The 23014-nt window shown below is 44.9% G+C and carries 24 protein-coding genes; 23 read left to right on the top strand and 1 reads right to left on the bottom strand.

The window, feature by feature from the left end; all coding sequences use genetic code 11:
• Window positions 1-13 precede the first annotated feature (13 nt).
• The 3 genes from yajC to secF are packed head-to-tail and all read left to right on the top strand — an operon-like array spanning window position 14 to window position 3267.
• On the top strand, window positions 14-343 hold the full coding sequence (yajC, locus tag H0W44_04895; protein ID MBA3581775.1) for a preprotein translocase subunit YajC: 330 nt from the start codon (window positions 14-16) through the stop codon (window positions 341-343).
• A 22-nt stretch (window positions 344-365) separates the two neighbouring features.
• Window positions 366-2288, top strand: a complete 1923-nt coding sequence (gene secD, locus H0W44_04890; GenBank protein ID MBA3581774.1) for a protein translocase subunit SecD — start codon at window positions 366-368, stop codon at window positions 2286-2288.
• Window positions 2289-2304: 16 nt separating this feature from the next.
• A complete protein-coding gene (secF, locus tag H0W44_04885) occupies window positions 2305-3267 on the top strand; it encodes a protein translocase subunit SecF (GenBank protein MBA3581773.1) in 963 nt (320 codons plus the stop codon).
• Window positions 3268-3340: 73 nt separating this feature from the next.
• Here secF and H0W44_04880 read toward each other — a convergent pair whose 3' ends face one another.
• Entirely contained in the window at window positions 3341-4144 is an 804-nt protein-coding gene (locus H0W44_04880; protein ID MBA3581772.1) for an inositol monophosphatase, read from the bottom strand.
• Window positions 4145-4295: 151 nt separating this feature from the next.
• Here H0W44_04880 and H0W44_04875 point away from each other — a divergent pair, with 151 nt between their 5' ends.
• The 20 genes from H0W44_04875 (at window position 4296) to ispG (ending at window position 23005) form a co-directional block, all read left to right on the top strand.
• Window positions 4296-5045 (top strand): RNA methyltransferase, encoded by a 750-nt coding sequence (locus tag H0W44_04875; GenBank protein MBA3581771.1) that lies wholly within the window; start codon window positions 4296-4298, stop codon window positions 5043-5045.
• 99 nt (window positions 5046-5144) lie between these two features.
• Window positions 5145-5630, top strand: coding sequence for a Fe-S cluster assembly transcriptional regulator IscR (iscR, locus tag H0W44_04870; GenBank protein MBA3581770.1), 486 nt, complete (start codon window positions 5145-5147; stop codon window positions 5628-5630).
• A 15-nt stretch (window positions 5631-5645) separates the two neighbouring features.
• Window positions 5646-6788 carry a cysteine desulfurase gene (locus H0W44_04865; protein MBA3581769.1) on the top strand — a complete coding sequence of 381 codons (1143 nt, stop codon included), beginning with the start codon at window positions 5646-5648 and terminating at the stop codon, window positions 6786-6788.
• A 24-nt stretch (window positions 6789-6812) separates the two neighbouring features.
• Window positions 6813-8036 carry an IscS subfamily cysteine desulfurase gene (locus tag H0W44_04860; GenBank protein ID MBA3581768.1) on the top strand — a complete coding sequence of 408 codons (1224 nt, stop codon included), beginning with the start codon at window positions 6813-6815 and terminating at the stop codon, window positions 8034-8036.
• A 60-nt stretch (window positions 8037-8096) separates the two neighbouring features.
• Window positions 8097-8492, top strand: coding sequence for a Fe-S cluster assembly scaffold IscU (iscU, locus tag H0W44_04855; protein MBA3581767.1), 396 nt, complete (start codon window positions 8097-8099; stop codon window positions 8490-8492).
• A gap of 32 nt (window positions 8493-8524) precedes the next feature.
• A complete protein-coding gene (gene iscA, locus H0W44_04850) occupies window positions 8525-8848 on the top strand; it encodes an iron-sulfur cluster assembly protein IscA (protein ID MBA3581766.1) in 324 nt (107 codons plus the stop codon).
• Between the two features lie 75 nt (window positions 8849-8923).
• Window positions 8924-9448: a Fe-S protein assembly co-chaperone HscB gene (gene hscB / locus H0W44_04845; protein MBA3581765.1), complete on the top strand. Its 525-nt coding sequence runs from the start codon at window positions 8924-8926 to the stop codon at window positions 9446-9448.
• A 2-nt stretch (window positions 9449-9450) separates the two neighbouring features.
• Entirely contained in the window at window positions 9451-11325 is a 1875-nt protein-coding gene (hscA, locus tag H0W44_04840; GenBank protein MBA3581764.1) for a Fe-S protein assembly chaperone HscA, read from the top strand.
• Window positions 11326-11344: 19 nt separating this feature from the next.
• On the top strand, window positions 11345-11686 hold the full coding sequence (gene fdx / locus H0W44_04835; GenBank protein ID MBA3581763.1) for an ISC system 2Fe-2S type ferredoxin: 342 nt from the start codon (window positions 11345-11347) through the stop codon (window positions 11684-11686).
• Window positions 11687-11696: 10 nt separating this feature from the next.
• Complete coding sequence (iscX, locus tag H0W44_04830) at window positions 11697-11897, top strand: Fe-S cluster assembly protein IscX (GenBank protein MBA3581762.1); 201 nt, start codon at window positions 11697-11699, stop codon at window positions 11895-11897.
• A gap of 104 nt (window positions 11898-12001) precedes the next feature.
• Window positions 12002-12451, top strand: coding sequence for a nucleoside-diphosphate kinase (gene ndk / locus H0W44_04825; GenBank protein MBA3581761.1), 450 nt, complete (start codon window positions 12002-12004; stop codon window positions 12449-12451).
• Window positions 12452-12471: 20 nt separating this feature from the next.
• Window positions 12472-13608, top strand: coding sequence for a 23S rRNA (adenine(2503)-C(2))-methyltransferase RlmN (rlmN, locus tag H0W44_04820; protein MBA3581760.1), 1137 nt, complete (start codon window positions 12472-12474; stop codon window positions 13606-13608).
• Window positions 13609-13701: 93 nt separating this feature from the next.
• Window positions 13702-14442, top strand: a complete 741-nt coding sequence (gene pilW, locus H0W44_04815) for a type IV pilus biogenesis/stability protein PilW (GenBank protein ID MBA3581759.1) — start codon at window positions 13702-13704, stop codon at window positions 14440-14442.
• A 55-nt stretch (window positions 14443-14497) separates the two neighbouring features.
• Window positions 14498-15385 (top strand): helix-turn-helix domain-containing protein, encoded by an 888-nt coding sequence (locus tag H0W44_04810; GenBank protein ID MBA3581758.1) that lies wholly within the window; start codon window positions 14498-14500, stop codon window positions 15383-15385.
• Between the two features lie 37 nt (window positions 15386-15422).
• Window positions 15423-16706, top strand: coding sequence for a histidine--tRNA ligase (hisS, locus tag H0W44_04805; protein ID MBA3581757.1), 1284 nt, complete (start codon window positions 15423-15425; stop codon window positions 16704-16706).
• Window positions 16707-16742: 36 nt separating this feature from the next.
• Window positions 16743-17435, top strand: coding sequence for a tetratricopeptide repeat protein (locus H0W44_04800; GenBank protein ID MBA3581756.1), 693 nt, complete (start codon window positions 16743-16745; stop codon window positions 17433-17435).
• On the top strand, window positions 17419-18579 hold the full coding sequence (gene bamB / locus H0W44_04795; GenBank protein ID MBA3581755.1) for an outer membrane protein assembly factor BamB: 1161 nt from the start codon (window positions 17419-17421) through the stop codon (window positions 18577-18579). Before H0W44_04800 ends, bamB begins: the two co-directional genes overlap by 17 nt.
• A gap of 54 nt (window positions 18580-18633) precedes the next feature.
• Window positions 18634-20160 carry a DUF945 family protein gene (locus H0W44_04790; protein ID MBA3581754.1) on the top strand — a complete coding sequence of 509 codons (1527 nt, stop codon included), beginning with the start codon at window positions 18634-18636 and terminating at the stop codon, window positions 20158-20160.
• A gap of 95 nt (window positions 20161-20255) precedes the next feature.
• Window positions 20256-21665, top strand: coding sequence for a ribosome biogenesis GTPase Der (der, locus tag H0W44_04785; GenBank protein MBA3581753.1), 1410 nt, complete (start codon window positions 20256-20258; stop codon window positions 21663-21665).
• A gap of 113 nt (window positions 21666-21778) precedes the next feature.
• Window positions 21779-23005: a flavodoxin-dependent (E)-4-hydroxy-3-methylbut-2-enyl-diphosphate synthase gene (gene ispG / locus H0W44_04780; protein ID MBA3581752.1), complete on the top strand. Its 1227-nt coding sequence runs from the start codon at window positions 21779-21781 to the stop codon at window positions 23003-23005.
• Window positions 23006-23014: the final 9 nt, after the last annotated feature.

Here is a 23014-nt window from a genome sequence, read left to right as displayed (position 1 = left end):
AAGGTTGTTTGTTATGGATTGGTTTATTGCTAGCGCGCATGCACAAGGTACTGCAGCCCCTCAGGGCGGTGGTTTATTGCCGATTTTGTGGATGGTTGCGTTAATCGTCTTCTTTTATTTTTTCTTAATTCGTCCACAACAAAAACGTGCGAAAGAACAGCGCGAATTAGTGGCTGCCTTGAAAAAAGGTGATGAAGTGATTACTACTGGCGGTGTCTTAGGCAAACTTACCGATGTAGGCGAAAATTTTGTGACCTTACAAATCGCTGATGGTGTAGAGATCAAATTACAAAAACAAGCGATTGCCAATGTAGTGCCCAAAGGTACTGTTGGGAAAGCGTGAACCAAATTAATTAAGTGAGATAATCGTGAATCAATATCCTCTCTGGAAATATCTGTCGTTACTCGTGGCTTTGATGCTAGGCATTTTGTATGCCTTGCCCAATCTGTATGGTGATGATCCCGTAGTACAAGTTGCTTCACGAGAAGTGGCTATTGATGCATCGTTACGTGAACAAGTAGAAGTGGCATTAACCGAAGCGGGCGTTCCATTTTCGGCGGTAGACATTGAGCCATCCCATGTTGTTGCGCGCTTTGCAGATACCGATATTCAATTAGCGGGTCAAGAAGCATTAGTGCAACGCATGGGTGAAAAATTCAGTGTTTCGTTGAATCTAGAATCAGCCACACCAAAATGGTTACGTGCTATCGGCGCAAAACCCATGTATCTCGGTTTAGATTTACGCGGTGGTGTGCACTTTTTGCTGCAAGTAGATATGGATAGCGCATTAAAACAACGCATGGAAAGTTATACCGATGCGTTTCGTTCGGTGTTAATTAAAAACAAATTACGTTATGGTCGGGTTCAACCCGGCGCTGATCGCATCACTTTAGGATTTCGCGATGCTGCAGTCGCTGAAAAAGCGCAGAGCACATTAGAAAATGAATTTCCTGATTTAAAATTTACTGCTAGCACTTTTACATCTCCAGATCCAACGGTAGCGGCAACTCCCGCAGCAGGTGTAACACCGGTTGCTGGCGTGCAAGAAGTGGTCACGTTAGTGGCAACCATGCGCGAAGAAGTGATCAAAAAAGAACGCAGCGATGCGCTTACGCAAAACATTGTAACTTTGCGTAATCGTGTGAATGACTTGGGTGTGGCCGAACCTATTATTCAGCAACAAGGTACAGATCGTATTATTGTGCAATTACCGGGCGTACAAGATACCGCTGAAGCAAAACGTCGTTTAGGTAATACCGCAACTCTTGAATATCGTTTGATTTATGGCACGCCTAGTGATTGGGCGCGTGCTGATCAAAGCGGTGCAGCAGTGCCCGTAGATGCCAAACTTTATCGTGATCGAGATGGTAAAGCGGTGTTATTGCGCCGCTCATTAATTGTGACGGGCGATAGTATTACTAGCGCCAGCGCTGGCTTTGATCCAACAAATGGTCAGCCTGCTGTGTTTGTAAATTTGGATGGCAAAGGCGCTGATCGCATGAGCGAAGTGACCGGCCAAAATATTAACAAAGATATGGCGGTTGTGTTTATTGAGTATCAAACCGATACCAAAGAAGTGGATGGCAAATTACAAATCTCTACCAATAAAAAAGAAACCGTGATTAGCATTGCTACTATCCGTGATCAACTGAGTCGACGTTTTCAAACAACCGGTGTTAGCACTGCTGAAGCACAAGATTTAGCATTGTCATTACGTTCAGGCGCGTTAAAAGCGCCAATGAAAATTGTTGAAGAACGCACGGTGGGGCCAAGTTTGGGTCGCGATAATATTGATAATGGTTTGAAATCCGTAATGATTGGTTTCATCGCCGTGTTTGTTTTCATGATATTGAATTATAAAACATTTGGTTTATTAGCGAATATTACGTTAGCCGTGAACGTGGTATTGCTCGTCGCTATTTTATCGTTACTGCAAGCAACGTTAACCATGCCGGGTATTGCTGGTATCGTCTTAACAGTAGGTATGGCGGTAGATGCAAACGTATTAATTTATGAGCGGATCCGCGAAGAAATACGCTTGGGTAATAGTGTGCAAGCGGCTATTCATGCTGGCTTTGATAAAGCGTTTGCCACCATTACTGACTCGAATGTCACAACCTTGATCGCCGCTTTAGCGATGTTGAGTTTAGGTTCAGGTCCTGTGCGCGGATTTGCGGTAACGTTGGCCTTAGGTATTTTAACGTCTATGTTTACAGCGGTCGTGGGTACTCGCGCCATGGTGAACTTGTTATACGGCGGTCGTACCATCAAGCGTTTATCGATTTAATGTGAGAATAGATATCATGAACATACATAATTTAAAAATAAATTTCATTGGCGCACGTTATTGGTTAATGGCCGCTTCCATTTTGTTTGTTGGCTTGTCGATTTTCGGCCTGGCAACGCGCGGTTTGAATTTAGGCATTGATTTCACCGGCGGTTATTTGATTGAGGTGGGTTACGCTGCACCGGTTGAATTATCAAAAGTGCGCGGAGCATTAGAAGAAAACGGCGTACCTGGTGCAACCGTGCAATATTTTGGTACTTCTAGAGATGTGCTAATTCGAGTGTTGCCATCAGACGAAGCAGAGACTGGTCAAGATCAAGCCACAACCTTAAGCGACAAAATTTATAGCATCTTGCAGCAGCATACGACAGGCGCCACATTGCGCCGTGTTGAATACGTTGGCCCACAAGTCGGCGATGAATTAAAAAATAGCGGCGGCATGGCAATATTAGTCGCGACGTTTTTTATTTTCCTTTATGTGGCTATGCGTTTTAATCGTTGGTTCTTTTCCGCCGGCGCTATTGTCGCTACCGCGCATGACGTGGTTCTGACATTAGGCGTGTTTGCTTGGTTAGGTATTAGTTTTGATTTAGCAACCTTAGCGGCGATATTAGCGATCATTGGTTATTCGCTGAATGACACGATTGTTGTTTTCGATCGTATTCGCGAAAACTTTTTCCGTACGCGCAGTAATGATACTGCAGAAATTATGAATGTTGCGATTAATGATACTTTAAGTCGTACTTTGATGACATCGGGCGTTACTTTGTTATCAGTGCTAGCGTTATTTTTCTTTGGCGGTGAAGTGGTTTATGGTTTTTCACTCGCACTTATTTTGGGTATTTTAATCGGTACTTATTCATCTATATTTGTCGCGAGCCCTGTTGTTTTGTTTTTGGGTTTAACCCGCCAAGATATGTTGAATGCTGAAAAAGAAAAACAAACTGCAAAAGAAGCCCGTGAAATTGGCATGCCATAGTTTTTTAAATCAGAATTATAAAAAAGGGCGTTATCATTAACGCCCTTTTTTTTGTGCTTTGATCAGTAGAAAACTATTTTGATTTTATTACTGGCCGACTATTTTGAATATTTTCTAATAACCATTTATGTAATTTAGGATTTCCACCCACGACGTTGCCGCTAGCTAAATAATTTTCGCCACCGTTATCATCGGTAACAATTCCGCCAGCTTCTTGTATCAATAACACGCCTGCGGCCATGTCCCAGGGTTTTAGTTTGAATTCCCAAAAACCATCTAAGCGTGCGCATGCTACATACGCTAAATCTAAAGCAGCGGAACCTGCACGACGGATGCCGGCACTGTTCGCCATGATCGGTTTGAGTGTTGTTAGGTACGCATCAAAATCCATTGCGCCCGGTGTATTGAAAGGAAAGCCGGTACCAAAGAGAGCGCCCTCTGTGTTGTGTCGATTGCCCACACGAATACGTTTGTCGTTTAAGCGCGCACCGCCACCTTTTTCAGCCGTGAATAATTCTTGTTTGATAGGATCGTAAATCACCGCGAGCTCTAAATGTCCACGAATTTGTAAACCAATAGAAACAGCGAAGTGTGGAAGACCGTGCATGAAGTTGGTGGTGCCGTCGAGCGGATCAATGATCCAGCAATGATCGCTATCGCCGTGTGCGCCACTTTCTTCGGCAAGAATGGCGTGCGCAGGATAAGCGCGGCGTAATACTTTGATGATTTCGTTTTCGGCGTGTTGATCCGCTTCTGTAACAAAATCATTTTGTCTTTTAATGTCGACAGTTAAGGTGTCCAACCGATTGTAATAACGGAGGATGCTACTGCCAGCCGCACGAGCGGCACGGATTGCGATGTTAAGTGCTGGATGCATATTTTATAAAGAACGAGTCACAAGGCCGCGTAGGATAAAGCCATGACCCGGACTACACAAGTTGAATTCCAAGTAAGCGCCAGATTAAAAAGTTGCGCTCTCCATTTCGGGATACTCGCCTTGTGTTGATGAAGTGGGTATTCTGCGCGCCATGTTAAAACAGCTCCCCAATATTCGTTTGGTCTTAGTGAATACCTCGCATCCCGGTAATATTGGTGGTGCTGCGCGCGCCATGAAAACCATGGGTTTGAATCAATTGCATCTGGTTGCGCCGAAACTGTTTCCCGCCGAAGAAGCCACTGCGCGGGCGGCAGGTGCAGATGATGTGTTGGAAAATGCGCACTGTCATGAGGATTTGGCGTCGGCGCTAGCGGATTGCGCATTGGTGATTGGTACGTCGGCACGCACGCGACATTTATCATGGCCGGCATTTTCGCCTGCCGAAGCGGCGGCGCGTTTATTGGCAGAAGTGCAGCATCGGCCGGTAGCATTGGTGTTTGGCCGCGAACGCACCGGTTTGACTAATGAAGAGTTAGATTTATGTCATTTTGTGGTGAACATTCCTACCAATCCTGATTACAGTTCGCTGAATTTAGCCTCTGCCGTGCAGATTATGGCCTATGAAATTCGTCGTTTAGCTTTAATCGAAACACCGGTCGAAACGTCGACTGAAGCCGAAGAGCCCTTAGCCAATGTGGACTTAGTAGAAGGTATGTTGGCGCATTTAGCCGACGTTTTAGTGCGTTTGCGGATTACTGAAGCTGAAAACGCCAAACTGACCTTGTTACGCCGTTTCCGACGCATCTTTACCCGTGCGCGCTTGCGCACTGAAGAAGTCCATATATTAAGAGGATTATTTGCGGCTATGGAGAAACGCAGCCGTGCTCCTGAGGAATTATGAACAGGCAGGAGCTATAAGATAGGTATGGGTGAATACTTGACCAAATTGATAGGGTATATATAATCCTACCAAATTACTCAGTTATTACCGGTGGAGAGTATGCGACTTACAACCAAAGGCCGTTATGCGGTAACAGCCATGTTAGACCTAGCCGTACATGATAGCGGTGGTCCTGTAGCCTTGGCTGATATTTCAGAACGCCAAGGAATTTCGCTATCTTATTTGGAGCAATTGTTTTCGCGTTTACGCAAAACCGGTTTAGTAAAAAGTACGCGTGGCCCTGGTGGCGGGTATAAGTTGAGTAAGGCTTCTAGTGAAATTGCGATTTCGGATGTGATTGAAGCGGTTGATGAAAGTGTTGATGCGACCCGTTGTGGCGGTTCACGTAATTGCCAAGGTAATACGCGGTGTTTAACGCACGATTTATGGGAAGATTTAAGTGCACAAATTCGTGTGTTCTTAAGAGGCGTGAGTCTCGCCGATTTAATTAATCGTAAAACTACGTTAGATGTTGCTGATCGACAAGATACATTTTTATTAGAACGTCGCCGTGACGGCGAAAAAATGTTTAGCAGTCGTCTTTAAGGAATCTTAAACGTCATGAGTGCTTATTTAGATTACAACGCAACAACGCCGCTGGATCCACGCGTGCGCGAAGCGATGTTGCCGTATCTAGGTGAAATTTATGGCAATCCTTCCAGCTTGCATTGGCAGGGTCGTTTAATGCGCAGTGCTATTGAACAAGCGCGTGATCAAGTCGCCAGTTTAGTGAATGCGCATCCTAGCCAAGTTGTCTTCACCGGCTGTGGTACTGAAGCCAATAACTTAGCGATTAAAGGCGCATGCGCAACCTTTACTAATCCTGAAGTTGTAATTAGTTCGATTGAACATGCGTCAGTTTTAGAAGCGGCACAAGCGGCAACTCAACACGGCGTTTTAAAATACATTCCAGTAGATGCGCAAGGCGTCACGCAGCCCGATGCTGTGTTGCAAACATTATCATCGGCTACAAAACTAGTTTCAGTCATGTGGGCGAATAACGAAACCGGTGCAATTCAACCGATTGCAGCGATTGGTCAAGCATTAGCGGGTCGTGGTGTGATTTTTCATAGCGATGCTACGCAAGCGATTGGTAAACAGCCGGTTGATTTTGCAAGTAGCGGTGCACAGCTGCTGACTTTGTCGGGTCATAAAATGTACGCCTCACAAGGCGTAGGTGTATTGATTCATGATAAACGCGTGAACTTGCAGCCTTTATTACACGGTGGCGGTCATGAAAAAGGTCGGCGTTCCGGTACTGAAAATGTCGCCGCTATTGTTGGTTTAGGTGTAGCCGCACGTTTGATTAAAGAAGAATTACAAACACGCATTACACACATGCGCGCACTGCGAAACCTAGTAGAGCAAGGTTTACAAAAAATTACTGGCTTAGTTATTTTTTCTGAGCAAGCAGAACGTTTGCCTAATACGGTACAGTTTGCGGTTCCAGCGTGTCACGGCGAAACGTTGCTGATGATGTTAGATAAAGAAGGCATTGCCGTATCCAGTGGCTCGGCTTGTCATAGCGACATACAAGAACCTAGTCATGTGTTAACCGCGATGGGTGTTGATGATGAATTAGCATTAACTGCAATTCGCGTCAGCGTTGGTAAAGACACGACCGCAGATGAAGTGAATCAATTTTGTCAGGCGCTTTATAAAATAGTAAATACACTGAGATCGCAAGCAATGTCTGCGGCCTAAGTTCTGGAGTTGAGTGAGGTGAGTATGAGTGAGAAAAAATTACCAATTTATTTAGATTATTCCGCGACGACGCCGGTAGATCCGCGCGTGGCCGATAAAATGTGGCAATGCTTAACGATGGATGGCGCATTTGGTAATCCTGCGTCGCGTTCACATAGTTTTGGTTGGGAAGCCGAAGATTTAGTAGAACAAGCGCGTGTTGATGTTGCGGCGCTCGTGAATGCAGATCCGCGTGAAATTGTGTGGACCAGCGGCGCTACTGAATCAGATAACTTAGCCATCAAAGGTGCTGCGCATTTTTATAAACAAAAAGGTAAACACCTCATTACCGTTAAAACTGAGCATAAAGCCGTGCTCGATAGCATGCGTCAATTAGAGCGCGAAGGTTTTGAAGTAACTTATTTAGAACCGCAAAATGATGGACTGTTGGATTTAGAAAAATTCACCGCTGCAATTCGTCCTGACACAGTTTTAGCGTCGGTTATGCATGTTAATAATGAAGTCGGTGTGATTCAAGATATTCAAGCGATCGGCGATATTTGTCGTAAGCACGGCGTCATTTTTCATGTTGATGCTGCGCAAAGTGCTGGCAAAATTCCTATTGATTTAGAAACATTGCCCGTTGATTTAATGTCTTTTTCTGCGCATAAAATTTATGGCCCGAAAGGCATGGGCGCTTTGTATGTGCGTCGTAAACCGCGCATTCGTTTAGAAGCGCAAATGCATGGCGGTGGTCATGAACGTGGTTTACGTTCAGGCACTTTGCCCACTCATCAAATTGTTGGTATGGGTGAAGCATTCCGCATTGCGAAAGCAGAAATGGCTACTGAAAATGTGCGCGTGCTCGCTTTGCGTGATCGTTTGTTGAATGGTTTGAAAGAAATGGAAGCGGTATATGTGAATGGTGATCTTGAGCATCGCGTGGCCGGTAATTTAAATATCAGTTTTGCGTTTGTAGAAGGCGAAAGCTTAATTATGGCGTTGAAAGACATGGCTGTGTCCAGTGGTTCTGCGTGTACTAGCGCAAGCTTAGAACCCAGTTATGTGTTGCGAGCTTTAGGTCGTGAAGATGAATTAGCGCATAGCTCAATTCGTTTTTCGATTGGTCGCTTTACCACTCAGCAAGACGTTGATGAAGTGATTGGTAAAATTCAACATGCCGTGACACGCTTGCGTGAATTGTCGCCTTTATGGGATATGTATAAGGAAGGCGTAGACTTGAAAACGGTTGAATGGGCCGCACATTAATTAATAGTGTTGCGTGCATTTGGTTTTGTATATGTAAGGTAAGTATGTAGGAGTAATGAAATGGCATACAGTGAAAAAGTTTTAGATCATTATGAAAATCCACGTAATGTTGGATCATTCGAAAAAAATGATCTTGATGTAGGAACCGGCATGGTCGGTGCACCTGCGTGTGGCGACGTAATGAAATTACAAATCAAAGTAAGCAAAGACGGCATTATCGAAGATGCGCGTTTTAAAACCTATGGTTGTGGTTCAGCAATTGCCTCTAGTTCTTTGGTGACCGAATGGGTCAAAGGAAAAACGTTGGCGCAAGCTTCTACGATTAAGAATAGTCAAATTGCGGAAGAGCTCGCATTGCCGCCGGTTAAAATCCATTGTTCAGTATTAGCAGAAGATGCGATTGCTGCGGCAATTGCAGATTACAAAACCAAACACCCAGAATTTTCTGGCCAATAACGGATTAATGCCACAGCATTTGTGAGGTCGTTATGAGCGTAACATTAACCACTGCCGCCGCAAAACACGTACAAAAATCTTTGCAACAACGTGGCAAAGGTTTAGGTTTGCGTTTAGGTGTTCGCACCACCGGCTGTTCGGGTTTGGCCTATGTAATGGAATACGCGGATGAGTTGCAGCCTGAAGATGCCGTTTTTGAATCGCATGCTTTAAAAATTATTGTGGACCCTAAAAGTTTGCTTTATATCGATGGCACGGAATTGGATTTTGTACGCGAAGGTTTGAATGAAGGTTTTAAATTCCAAAATCCTAACGTTAAAGACGAATGTGGTTGTGGTGAAAGCTTTACGGTGTAAGGTTATCCTACTTCGACACTTAACAATGGCTATGCAATGCGTAGCCATTTTCATTAATACGCTAGAAGATTTTGTATGAATGCTGCACAGACGGCTAATAACTATTTTAAGTTATTTGAATTGCCGGAAAATTATGCCGTTAAGACAGACGATTTGGTAACGCGTTATCGTTTGTTGCAAGCCCAATTGCATCCTGATCGATATGTAGATAAAAGTGAGCGTGAACGCCGTATGGCCTTAGAACGCGCTGCTTTGGTGAATGATGCGTATCGAATTTTGCGCGATGATGTGGAGCGTGGTTTGTATTTATTAAGCTTGCATCAGCCTGAGATAGCGCAACAAAAACCGACCTTGTCGTCTGAGTTTTTAATGACGCAGATGGAGTTGCGCGAAGCATTGGTAGAAGCGAATTGCTTTGATCAATTACATACATTATTAGCATCTGTGCGCATTGCTATGCTTGAATCGGTTGCGCGTATTGCGCTTGCATTAGATAACGATGCGCAATTTTTGAAGGCGTTGAATGAATTGGCTGAATTGCAATTTTTGAAAAAATTAGCGCAAGAAATTGATGATCGTTTATTTGGACTCGAATCTTAATCATGGCTTTATTGCAAATTTCTGAACCCGGTAAATTTACTGCGCCGCATCAACATCGTTTAGCGGTGGGTATTGATTTAGGTACTACTCATTCTTTAGTTGCCACTGTACGCAGCAGTATTCCTGATGTGTTGGTGGATGAGATGGATAACGCCATTGTGCCGTCGATAGTGCGCTATTTATCAAATGGTGTGGTGCAAGTTGGCGAAGCAGCCAAACATCATTTAGCAGAAGATCCGGAAAATACTATTGTCTCTGTTAAGCGTTTGATGGGCCGCAACCTAGAAGACATACAGCGTGAACAAGCGTATTTACCTTATAATTTTGTTGCGAGTGACAGTGTAGTGCCACGCATTGTTTGCGCAGGACGTGAAATAACGGCGGTAGAAATATCTGCAGAGATCTTGCGATATTTACGCGCGCGCGCAGAAGCCAGTCTTGATGGCGAGTTAACCGGTGCCGTTATTACAGTGCCCGCTTATTTTGATGATGCGCAACGTCAAGCTACGAAAGATGCGGCTAATTTAGCGGGTATCAAAGTTTTACGTTTGTTAAATGAACCCACTGCCGCAGCGATCGCGTATGGTTTAGATAGCAAGCGCGAAGGTCGAATTGCAGTTTATGATTTGGGCGGCGGAACGTTTGATATTTCTATTTTGCATTTGCAAAAAGGCGTGTTTGAAGTCGTTGCTACTGGTGGTGACGCGGCTTTGGGTGGGGATGATTTTGATCAATTATTATTAAATCATTTTTTTGAAGTACTCGCGCTAAATGCAGAAACACTGAGTCCACAGTATCGTCGTTACTTGCAGCAATTAGCGATTGATAGCAAAGAAGCATTATCCAGTCAGATGAATGTTGAGCTCGCAATTAATTTGCCGAATGGCGCAACACACGCGTTAACCCTTACGCGCATGCAATTAGAAACGTTAATAGCGCCGTTACTTGCAAAAACCTTGCAGGCTTGTCGGCGCGCAGTGCGCGATGCGAATTTAACATTTGGTGCGATTGATGAAGTCATAATGGTGGGTGGTTCAACGCGCATTCCGAGCGTGCGTCAGCAGGTTTCAACATTGTTTGGCCGTGAAGTTCTAACTACGATTGATCCCGATAAAGTAGTAGCGTTAGGTGCAGCTCTGCAAGCCGATGTGTTAGTAGGTAATAAAGCTGAGCAAGATATGTTGTTATTAGATGTAGTGCCCTTGTCACTCGGTTTAGAAACCATGGGTGGTTTGGTGGAAAAAATTATTCCGCGCAACACCACGTTGCCGGTGGGTCGCGCACAAGAATTCACTACCTTTAAAGACGGCCAAACGGCAATGATGATTCATGTTGTGCAAGGTGATCGCGAATTAGTGCAAGACTGTCGTTCTTTAGCGCGTTTTGAATTGCGCAATATTCCTGCGATGGTGGCGGGCGCGGCGCGGATTCGGGTGAGCTTTCAAGTCGATGCCGATGGTTTGCTCAGTGTTGCCGCTACGGAAATAACGAGTGGCACTGAAGCCACGATTGTAGTGAAACCTTCGTATGGTTTAAGTGACGCAGAAATTGCCGATATGTTGCAGGCTTCGATTCACTATGCTGCTGATGATCTTGAATTACGGCGCGTGCGCGAACAACAAATTGATGCAGCACGTTCATTGGAAGCGGTTGATGCGGCCTTGCAAGTCGACGGTGAATTATTGTTATCGGAATCTGAACGTCAAATAATTTTAGTAGCGCGCGAAAAGTTAGCGGCTCTGCAAAATAGTAATGACGTAGCGGGTATTAAACAAGCGATTGAAAATTTAGAAGCGCAGTGTGCAGACTATGTGGGTAGGCGTATGGATCATAATATTCGTAAAGCCTTAGCTGGTCAGCGCTTGGATCAAATATAAAAATGCGAGTAATACAATCATGACTAAATTAATATTTTTGCCGCATCCTAAGAGTTGCCCTCAAGGCGCGGTCATTGAAGTTGCAGCGGGTATTAGTATTTGTGATGCCGCTTTAAGCAATGGTATAGAGATCGAACACGCTTGTGAAAAAGCGTGTGCCTGCACTACCTGTCATGTGCATGTGCGCGAAGGTTATTCCACGCTCGAGCCCAGTGATGAATTGGAAGATGATCTGCTCGATAAAGCGTGGGGTTTAGATCCTGATTCACGTTTAAGTTGTCAGGCGTTGGTGGGTGATGTCGATTTGGTTATTGAGATCCCTCGCTACACAATTAATATGGTTTCCGAACGTCACGAGTGAGCAAAGCATCATGACTTTAAAGTGGACAGATACACTCGATATTGCGCTGGCATTAATTGATGCGCACCCAGATGTTGATCCTCGGTATATAAGATTTACTGATTTACATGCGTGGGTTTGTGACTTAGAAGATTTTACCGATGAACCAACACGTTCCGGTGAAAAAATTCTTGAAGCTATTCAAACGGCGTGGATTGCAGAACGCGATTAATGCAGTAATAAGTAGGTAGCGCAGCAGTGCTGTCCTACCTTTTTACGAATAACCCTAGTAGAATCCCGCCTTCTTTTTAGGTCTGAACAACGGAGTTAGTATTCATGGCAATTGAACGTACTTTATCCATCATCAAACCTGATGGTGTTGCCAAAAATGTGATCGGCGAAATTTATAGTCGCTTTGAAAAAGCCGGTTTAAAAGTTGTCGCTGCCAAAATGATGCATCTTAATCGCGAACAAGCTGAAGGCTTTTATGCGGTTCATAGCGCACGTCCCTTTTTTAAAGATTTAGTGGGTTTTATGAGTTCGGGTCCCGTGATCATTCAGGTTTTAGAAGGCGAAAATGCCGTCGCTAAACACCGTGACTTAATGGGCGCAACCAATCCTAAAGACGCCGTTAAAGGTACGATCCGAGCAGATTTTGCAGCCAGTATCGACGAAAATGCGGTGCATGGTTCGGATGCAGCCGACACAGCCGCCGAAGAAATTAACTTCTTTTTTGGCACCGGCTTGGGCGCTAGCAGTGCCGTGATTTGTCCACGTACGCGTTAAAGTCAGCTATAGTCAGACCCATGTCAGAACCGCACAATTTAATGGGTCTAGATGCCGCTGGTTTGCGGCAGTTTCTTGAGCAGTTGGGCGAGCCCAGCTTCCGCTCGCAGCAATTATTGCAATGGATACATCAACGCGGAATCACCGATTTCGCGTTGATGAGCAATTTATCTAAATCCCTACGAGAACGTTTGGCGGCAGTAGCGGTGGTTGCGCCGCCCGAAGTTGCCTTTGATAGTGAATCCAGCGACGGCACTCGTAAGTGGTTGTTTCATATGGGTCAAAGCGCTGCTCGTGGTAGTGAAAGCCTGTTAGGAAATGCGATTGAAACGGTTTATATTCCCGAAACGCGGCGTGCGACTTTATGTATTTCTTCGCAAGTAGGTTGCAGTTTGGATTGTTCGTTTTGTTCGACTGCGCGCCAAGGTTTTAATCGCAATCTGACCACCGCCGAAATTATTGGCCAGGTCTGGACAGCTGAGCGTTTACTTAAACCCACGGATCGGCGAATCACCAATGTCGTTTTGATGGGCATGGGCGAACCGCTGATTAATTATGAAAATGTAGTGCCTGCCTTAAAATTGATGATCGATGATTTGGCGTACGGCTTAGCTAAGCGTCGCGTGACCGTCAGCACGGCCGGCGTTGTGCCCGCGATTTATCGATTACGCGATGAGCAAATTGAAGTGGCCTTGGCCATTTCTCTGCATGCGCCCAATGATAGTTTGCGCAATGAGTTAGTGCCGCTTAATACCAAATATCCAATCGAAGAATTACTCGAAGCCTGTAGCGCCTATATAAAAGGTCTACATAAACGCCAAATTACCTTTGAATACGTGATGCTCGACGGGGTTAACGATAGCCCGGTTTTGGCGAAAGAGCTGGCGCGTCGCTTGGAAGGTATTCCCAGCAAGCTCAATTTAATTCCGTTTAATCCATTCCCCGGTTCTGGTTATCGCCGCTCCAATGATGAAGCGATTGGTCGTTTTATGAGCATCACCCAACGTGCGGGTATTGTGACCACCGTCCGTAAAACCCGTGGCGATGATATTGATGCCGCGTGTGGTCAATTAGTAGGGCAAGTCGCAGATCGCAGTCGTCGTGAAAAACGCTTTATTCAACCTCGTTTTGGCGAAAAACAGACGGGTATCGCCTGAAGTTCGCCGCTGCGCTATCATGCGCGGATCTTTAGATTTTCCGATTTTCCATATCATTCCTTATTAATGGTTAATGAGACTTATAGGGTAGGCATGAAGCGTCAATATTGTCTTTTGTTTGTCATTGCATTGTTCAGTTGTCTGACAGCTTGTGTATCGTCGGGTCCAAAACCTAACTTGGAAAAAGCCGCAGAATTTAATGCCCAATTAGGTGCAGGTTATTTGGCACAAGGCCAGGTGGAGCGCGCTAAAGAAAAACTAGAAAAAGCGTTAGATCAAAATTCCAATTCCGCATTAGCAAATGCTGCATATGGCTTGCTGCAAAATCAACTGGGCGATAATAAAAAAGCGGATAAGCATTTGAAAAAAGCGCTCCGCATTGAACCCGAAAATCCAGAATATAATAATAACTACGGCACTTTTTTATGTGGCGTAGGACGTTTGCAAGAAGCAGAAGAGCGTTTTAATAAAGCGTTGCGTGATCCTTTATATCCTACTAAAGAATTTGCATGGACTAATTTAGGTATTTGCGCCTTAAAAATCCCCGATGAAGTAAAAGCAGAAGTCTATTTTCGTAAAGCCCTCGATTTAAATCCTTATTTTGGTAGTGCGTTAATGCAAATGGCGCATCTATATGAACGTAAACGCAATCCACGCGTGGCTTATGGTTATGTACAAAAGTATTTTGAAAAATTACCGGAAACACCTGATAGCCTTGCAACCGCAATTCGTTTGACTAAACAACTAGGCGATCGTAATGCGGAAGGCAAATACACCATAAAACTGCGTAATCGTTTTCCGGATTCGGAAGCAGCGCGCAATATTAATAAGTAATTAACACAACTTTAAATTTCGATAACGATTAGCGAAAAATCGAAGGGAGCAATGCATGTTGCCAAATGATCAAACTTTAGGTGCCAGCTTACGACAAGCGCGTGAACAAGCGGGTATAGAATTAGCAGACTTAGCGCACAAACTTCGTTTGCAACGTGACATCATTGATGCGTTAGAACAAGACGATCACAGTCGTTTACCAGCACCGACTTTTGTGCGTGGTTATTTACGCCAGTACGCTGACGCAGTAAATGTAGACGCCACTGTTTGGGTACAACATTATAATCAATTGGGTTTTCGTGATCCGGCGTTGATTGATACTGCCACTGCGAAGCCACCCGTGACCATGCGTGATCCTCGAATCAAATGGTTAACGGTTGCGATAATTTTATCGTTGCTCATCTATTTAATTTATTGGGCAGTTGCACAAAGCAGCAAACCGAACGTAGAGGTAATTGAAGTCACTGAATCTGCGGCGGTTGATACGGTACCAAATGAAACTGCTGCGATAGAAGCAGCATTGTTAGCAGCACAACAAGAGGCAGCAGTAACGGAAGATGAAACTCCCGAAGCGGCAGTGGTTCCTGATAAAGCTGCGGCCCTACCCAAATTAGAACCTATAACCGACGCGGCGCAAGTGCCGATTGCTGTACCTGTCGCTAAACCCACCTTGCGTAAACAAGCACCGCAGGGTACGGATCGTTTAGCAGTAAAAATGACGGGCGCATCTTGGATTGAAGTTTATGATGCAAATCAATTTCGTCATGTCTATGGCATGTTTTCCCAAAAAGATTCTCCTATAGTGTTACAAGGCCAAGCGCCGTTCCATGTAATGTTAGGTGATGCTGCGCAAGTCGGTTTAGAAATAAATGGCCAGATCTATAATCTTCAGCCATTCGTTCGCAGTAATCGCACCGCACAACTTATCATTGAAAACGAATAGGTTGGTTTTTCGCTAATTCACGCGTAACACAATAATCATGTCAACAACTGTTAAATCCGTCAAAGGGATGCACGACATCCTGCCTGAACAGAGCGCTGCTTGGCAGTGGCTAGAAGTGCATTTGCATCAATTAATGAACAGCTATGGTTATCAAGAAATTCGTACGCCCATACTTGAGAGTACTGATTTATTTTGCCGTTCGATTGGTGAAGTGACCGATATTGTTGAAAAAGAAATGTATACCTTCAAAGATCGTGACGACAGCTTGTTGAGCTTACGTCCCGAAGGTACTGCGAGTTGCGTACGCGCGGGTATAGAGCACGGTTTGTTTCGTAATCAAATTCAGCGCTGGTGGTATACCGGGCCGATGTTTCGTCGTGAACGTCCACAGAAAGGTCGTTATCGGCAATTTCATCAAGTCGGTGTTGAAGCGTATGGCATGGAAGGCCCCGATATTGATGCGGAAATTATTTTGATGACCGCGCGTTTATGGCGCGCGTTGGCATTGCCTGCGGTTCGATTGGAATTAAATTCCTTAGGTACGCGTGCAGAACGCCAACAATATCGTGAAGCGCTTGTCCTGTATTTGACGCAACATCACGCTAAGCTAGATGAAGATAGTCAGCGTCGTTTGCAGCAAAATCCATTGCGTGTATTAGATAGTAAAAATCCAGATACACAGGCAATAGTAAAACAAGGCCCTATCTTGAGTCATTATTGGGGCGCGGAAACTCAAGCGCATTTTGCTGGTCTGTGTGCTTTGTTAGATCAAGCGAATATTGAATACACCGTAAATCCTTATTTGGTGCGCGGTTTAGATTATTACAATCACACCGTGTTTGAATGGATTACTGAATCATTAGGCGCGCAAGGCACAATTTGCGCGGGTGGTCGTTATGATGGTTTGGTTGAGCAATTGGGCGGACAAGCAACGCCTGCAGTGGGTTTTGCGATGGGCTTGGAACGTTTATTAGCCTTGTTAGAAAACGAAATAGTTGCGATGCATTCAGTCGATGTTTATATCATTGCTGTCAATAATGCGGGCAGTGACGCTGCTAGCGTTAAAGCCATGCAAATCAGCGAACAGTTACGTGATGCATTGCCTAACTTGGCGATACAATTAAATTGCGGTAGCGCTAGCATGAAAAGTCAATTTAAACGCGCTGATCGCTCAGGTGCTGAGATTGCCTTAGTGTTAGGCGAAGAAGAATTGCAGAATGCTAGTATCACCATAAAATATTTGCGTGATCAGCATGCTGAGCAACACACGGTCGCGATCAGTGCAGTGATTAATAAATTAGCTGAGCATTTTGATTGCTGAGCACGATAAATAAAAACCTTAACTTAGGAATAAGCCATGAGTGAATTAGATACTGATGATGTACAACTTGAACAGCTCAAGTTGTGGTGGAAAGAAAATGTAACTGCGGTTATCACCGGCGTGGTGTTAGGCGTGGGCATGCTAACGGGTTGGTATTTTTGGCAAGAGCATCAACGCAAACACGCCGAAGATGCTTCCATACAATACACGCATTTAATGATTAACATGCAAGCCAAAAGTATTGAAACCATTCCGGTCACCGCCGATATTTTATTTAAAGATTATGCTGATACACCGTATGCCGCATTAGCGGGTTTGGGTGCAGCTAAAGTAGCGGTCGAGAATAGTCAAGAAAGCGTGGCGATTGAGCGGCTGCAATGGGTAGTTTCAAATGCTAAACAACAACATTTGAAATTGATTGCGCGTTTGCGTTTAGCAGAACTGCAATTATCACAAGGTCAAATTGAAGCAGCAGAAAAAACCGTAGATGTTGAATATCCCGCTGCATATCTCGGTTTATTAGAAACTTTAAAAGGCGACATTGCATTAGCTAAAGCTGACACCGATGCTGCTAAAAAACATTATCAAGCAGCATTAAATGCTAAAGACAGTGCAAGTGATAGTGCTTTGCTGAAAATGAAATTAGAAGACTTAGGTGTTGCTGAAACAACAGCTGCGGTAACTGATGCCGCAGTTAAAGCGGATGAAACGCATGCGCCCGATGCATAAGTTATTAATGCCCTTAGTATTTTTGTGCAGCGTGCTCGTATTGACTGCTTGCGCATCTAAAGATACGACGGAGCCACCTGCTGCTTTAGAAGACTTTAAGCCAGAGTTACGTTTTAAAACATTATGGAAACGTGATACCGGTGCAGGCGCAGGTCAATATCGTTTAAGTTTGCAACCGGTGATTAGCGGCGATGCTATTTTTACCGTAGATCGCAAAGGTGAATTAACCGCGCTCAATAAAAAAACCGGCAAAGTATTATGGTCGCGTGATACCGATTTACCGGTAAGCGCGGGCGTAGGTGTAGGGCATGGCTATTTATTCATTGGTACCCGTGAAGGATTGTTAGCAGCATTTGCAGAAAAAGATGGTGCGCCTGCGTGGCAAGCCCAACTGTCCAGTGAAATTTTAGGCGTGCCTACTTCGGGTTATGGTGTCGTCACAGCACGTACCGTTGATGGCGTCGTGCACGCTTATTCTGCAACTACCGGTGAAAAACTATGGACGTTTAAACATAACGTACCGGCATTAAGTTTACGTGGCACTAGCAGTCCTATCATTTTTGCGGGACGCGTCATCAGTGGTGCGGATAACGGACGCATAACGGCATTAACGTTAGCGGATGGTCGGCCGCTATGGGAATCAGTCATTGCTGTTCCAACGGGTCGCAATGAATTAGATCAAATGGTTGATATTGATATGGTGCCATCAATTGATGGCGGCATTATTTATGTCGCGGCGTATCAAGGCCGTTTAGCCGCATTAACAGCGGATCGCGGACAAATTATTTGGTCGCGTGAAAAATCCGTGTATCGCAATTTAGCGATAGGTGATGATCAAGTGTATGCCGTTGATGACACCAGTCATGTGTGGGCATTTGATCGCAATACCGGCGGCTCTGCGTGGACGCAAGATAAATTACATGCGCGACCTTTAGTAGGCGCAGCGGTATTAGGTGATGTAGTGCTGACCGGTGATTTTGATGGATATGTACATGCGCTTAGTAAAACAGATGGTCGCTTCGTTGCGCGCACCCGCATTGGCAGTGACGGCATTTTATCGGAAGCGTTGATTGAAGGTCCGGTTGCTTATGTTTATACACGTGAAGGTATTTTGGCTGCATTATCGATCGCACCTGTTAAATAAAATTTTAAACCTCGCATTATTTATTAACTACTATAATCAGAGGCCATGACTCTAATGCGCCGTTTTATTTATGGCGGAATGTTGTTAGCGGCAGTGGTGTCGATGCTACTGCTGCTCGCACCGTTAGGCATCGGTCTCTTTCTGCAAACGCATTTCCAACAAAATTGGCAACGTCCTGTTAGCACACCCGGTGGTGCTTTAGGCCGTGGACAATATGTGCAAGGCGCTTATCACAGTGCAGCCGCATGGATTTGGCAACCCGTCGAACAAGGTCGGGGTCATTATGTTATGCAAGTCGATTTAATCCACGGACCATTTTATTTAGGCGCATTAAATTACGGCGTTACTCCTATGTTATTAGCCGCAGCGAATGGCGTGGTCTTGCAGCGCTTAGTCGGTGAACAAGCCGGCATGGATGATAGGCATTTGGCGAACGTGCGTTTGTATCAAGAATTTAATGGACGTTTAACCGGCTTGATTGATTTTATTGATGACGGCAAAACCGCGCCAGCATTATCCGGCTTAGGTGATTTTTATTGGCAACCGCGCTCGCAACGATTAACTGCAACAGGTGAATGGCAACGGGTTCGCATTGATAATATTGATATGCGTGATGCTAGCTTGGCATTAGATTATTACATGCAGCCATCACCTGCGGGCACGATGGAAATGCGCGCTAAACAATTTCAGCAAATATGGGACGATGGAAAAAAATTACAATTAAGCGATGCTGAGTTGTCAGTGGTCACCGTTGAAAAACAAGCGCGCATGCAAACGGATATTTCAGTGCGATGGAAAAAATTATTGTGGGATGATTCAGAATATCAAGACGGTAAAGTAGATTTGCAATGGCTAGGTTTAACCGCAACTCAGCAACGCCAACTAGTGAAATACTTAATGCGTTGGTCTGATAACACCGAAGCGTTACCGGAAGCGCTAACCATTTTATTGCCAACCTCTGCGCAAATAGAATTAAAAAAAATCCAATTACAAAATGATGCTGGCGTATTAGAGGGCTGGGTGCGAATCACCATGCCTTCTACACCGATTGAAAATTATACTTTTGCAGCGTTGATTGAAAAAATTCATGTGCAAGGTGAAATATCAATTTCTATCGAGCTCGCTGAACAATTGTACATACGTCGAGCAGAAGACCTGTTGGCAGAACAATTAGTGGAGCAAACAGCATTAGAAAAAACGGCGACATTGCCACGTGTAACAACGCCGACTAAATCTAAAATAGAAGCGAAAAATAAAAAGCCTATCGATCCTAAAGAATACGCAGCGATACAAATCACTCAATTGATTGATCGACATGTGCTGGAATTAAAAGGCGATCGTTATCACGCAAACTTTGATTGGGTGCGCGGCCGTTTACAAATAAATGGTGAACCGATTGAATGGCGCGACCTTTGGTATCCCGCCGCCGACACAGCTGCAGAGCCTGCGTCAGCAGAAGCCGCCGTGAGCGTTCCGTCTACGCCATTATCTATATCGGTATCTACACCAGTATCTACACCGGTATCTACACAGGTATCTGTGCCGGTTTCGATACCGGCACAGAAGAGTAAAACGCCGTAAAGCACTTTGTATAAGCGCCGGCAGTTGCTCGCTGTCATGGGCTATGTCATGATCCGCGCCCCGTCATATCGTCTTGAAAAGCATCATATTTTTGTATGAAACCGGTAATCGCTATCGTCGGCCGACCCAATGTTGGCAAATCGACCCTATTTAATTGCTTAACCCGCACTCGCGCTGCTTTGGTTGCAGAATTTGCCGGGCTAACGCGTGACCGTCAGTATGGTCGCGGTGTGGTAGGTGATAAGCCTTATATTATTGTTGATACCGGTGGTTTGAGTGGTAACGCCGAAGGCGTTGATGCCGTTATGGCGCAACAAGTGCAACAAGCTTTAGATGAATCACACGCGGTATTATTTGTAGTGGATGGCGCAGAAGGTTTATCGGCGGCCGATCAACAAATTGCGAGTGCTTTACGTCGTACCCAAAAAATTATTCATTTAGTCATTAATAAAACCGATGGCCGTGATCCTGATATCGCCGCTAGCGATTTTTATCGTTTAGGTTTTACCACCGTATTTTGTATTGCCGCATCACATGGTCGCGGTATCGACGAAATGATGGTTGAAGTTTTAAAACCGTATCCTGTATTAGATGAAACCGAAGAAGCTGAACTCGGCATCAAAGCCGCCATTATTGGCAGACCGAATGTTGGCAAATCAACATTGGTAAATCGTTTGCTGGGTGAAGAACGCGTGATTGCGTTTGATCAACCAGGCACCACACGCGACAGTATTCATGTGCCGTTTCAATATGGCGATCAACGTTTTACCTTAATTGATACTGCCGGTATTCGCAGACGCGCGCGCGTCAGTGAAGTTATTGAAAAATTCAGCGTGATTAAAGCGTTGCAAGCGATTGGCGACGCGCATGTCGTGTTGATGGTGATTGATGCTAGTGAAGGTATCACCGATCAAGATTTAACGTTGTTAGGCGAAGTTTTAAATCAAGGTCGTGCGATTATTTTGGTTATTAATAAATGGGATGGCTTAGATGCGGATCACAAAGAACGCGTTAAATCTGAATTAGCTCGTAAATTAAATTTTATTGATTACGCGGAATATCATTTTATTTCTGCTTTGCATGGTAGCGGCGTCGGTTTATTACCCGAAGCCATTATCAAAGCCTATAACTCGGCTATGCGGCAGATGCCAACGCCGCTGTTAACCGATTTATTGCAATCCGCCGTGTTCACGCATCAACCGCCATTAGTACGCGGTCGACGTGTGAAATTACGTTACGCGCATCAAGGGGGTAAAAACCCACCCGTAATTGTGATTCATGGCAGCCAAGCAGAACATTTACCGAATGCGTATATTCGTTATCTCGAACGTTTTTTCCGTACCCAATTAAAATTATTTGGTACACCGGTACAAATTCAATTAAAGACCGGCAAAAATCCCTATAAAGATAAAGCGAATGTTTTATCCGAACGCCAACAACTGCGTCGCAAGCGTTTAATTAGCCACATTAAAAAAAGCGATAAAAAGCGCCGCAATAAAGACTAAGTTGACGTGGCAATAAAGCGATTATTTTGTCCTGAGAGCGCACGTTGAGACCGATTTTTAGCTAAAATGCAGCGGCTGTGTATCTGTCGGTTTGAGTAGATTCTATGAGTACCATGAAGTCCGCATCCATGATTGAGCTACCCCTGCGTAAGAGCGTACGTGTCGGCCATGTGTTGATGGGCGGTGGTGCGCCCGTCGTGGTGCAATCGATGACCAATACCGACACCGCTGATGCCATTCGCACTGCGGCGCAAGTCGCCGAATTAGCGCAAGCCGGTTCGGAATTAGTCCGCATTACCGTCAATACCGAAGAAGCCGCTGCTGCCGTGCCTTTCATTCGTGATCAATTAGATCGCATGGGCGTTAACGTGCCTTTAGTCGGCGACTTTCATTTTAACGGTCACAAATTACTGACGCGTTTTCCTGCGTGTGCAGAAGCATTAGGCAAATATCGCATCAATCCCGGCAATGTTGGTCGCGGTGCAAAACGCGATACCCAATTTGGGACCATGATTGACATAGCTTGTCGTTACGATAAACCCGTGCGCATCGGCGTCAACTGGGGCAGTTTGGATCAAGAATTATTAGCGCGCATGTTAGACGACAATGCTAAACAAGCTAAACCTTTGGAATTAGATGTCATCATGCGTGAAGCGGTGATTACCTCAGCGATTGAGTCCGCTAAACGCGCAGAAGAATTAGGTCTAGGCGCTGATCGTATTATTTTGTCCTGCAAAACCAGCAAAGTGCAGGATTTGATTGCGATTTACCGCGCGCTTGCGCGTCGTTGTGATTACGCACTGCACTTAGGTTTAACTGAAGCAGGCATGGGTTCTAAAGGTATTGTTTCATCTACCGCCGCTTTATCTATTTTATTGCAAGAAGGTATAGGCGATACCATTCGCATTTCATTAACACCTGAACCCGGTGGTGCGCGCACGCAAGAAGTGATTGTTGGACAAGAAATTTTACAATCATTAAATTTACGTTCGTTTACGCCGGCGGTTGTGTCATGCCCAGGTTGTGGTCGCACCAGCAGCACCTATTTCCAAGAACTCGCTGATAAAATTCAACGTTATTTACGCGCGCAAATGCCCATTTGGCGCGGTCAATATCCCGGCGTTGAAACCATGACGGTGGCGGTAATGGGTTGCGTCGTTAACGGCCCCGGCGAAAGTAAACATGCAAACATTGGTATTAGTTTACCCGGTACGGGTGAATTGCCGGTTGCGCCGGTTTATATCGATGGCGAAAAAGACGTAACACTAAAAGGCGATCGTATCGCTGAAGATTTTCAAGTGTTAGTTGAAAACTATGTAGCACGTCGTTACGGTAGTTAATCGCTGTAC

This window comes from Gammaproteobacteria bacterium (assembly GCA_013817245.1).
In the GTDB taxonomy this organism is placed as follows: Bacteria; Pseudomonadota; Gammaproteobacteria; order HTCC5015; family HTCC5015; genus JACDDA01.
Note: the sequence above shows the minus strand (reverse complement) of the source record. Positions and strands in the feature narration are given on the sequence as shown.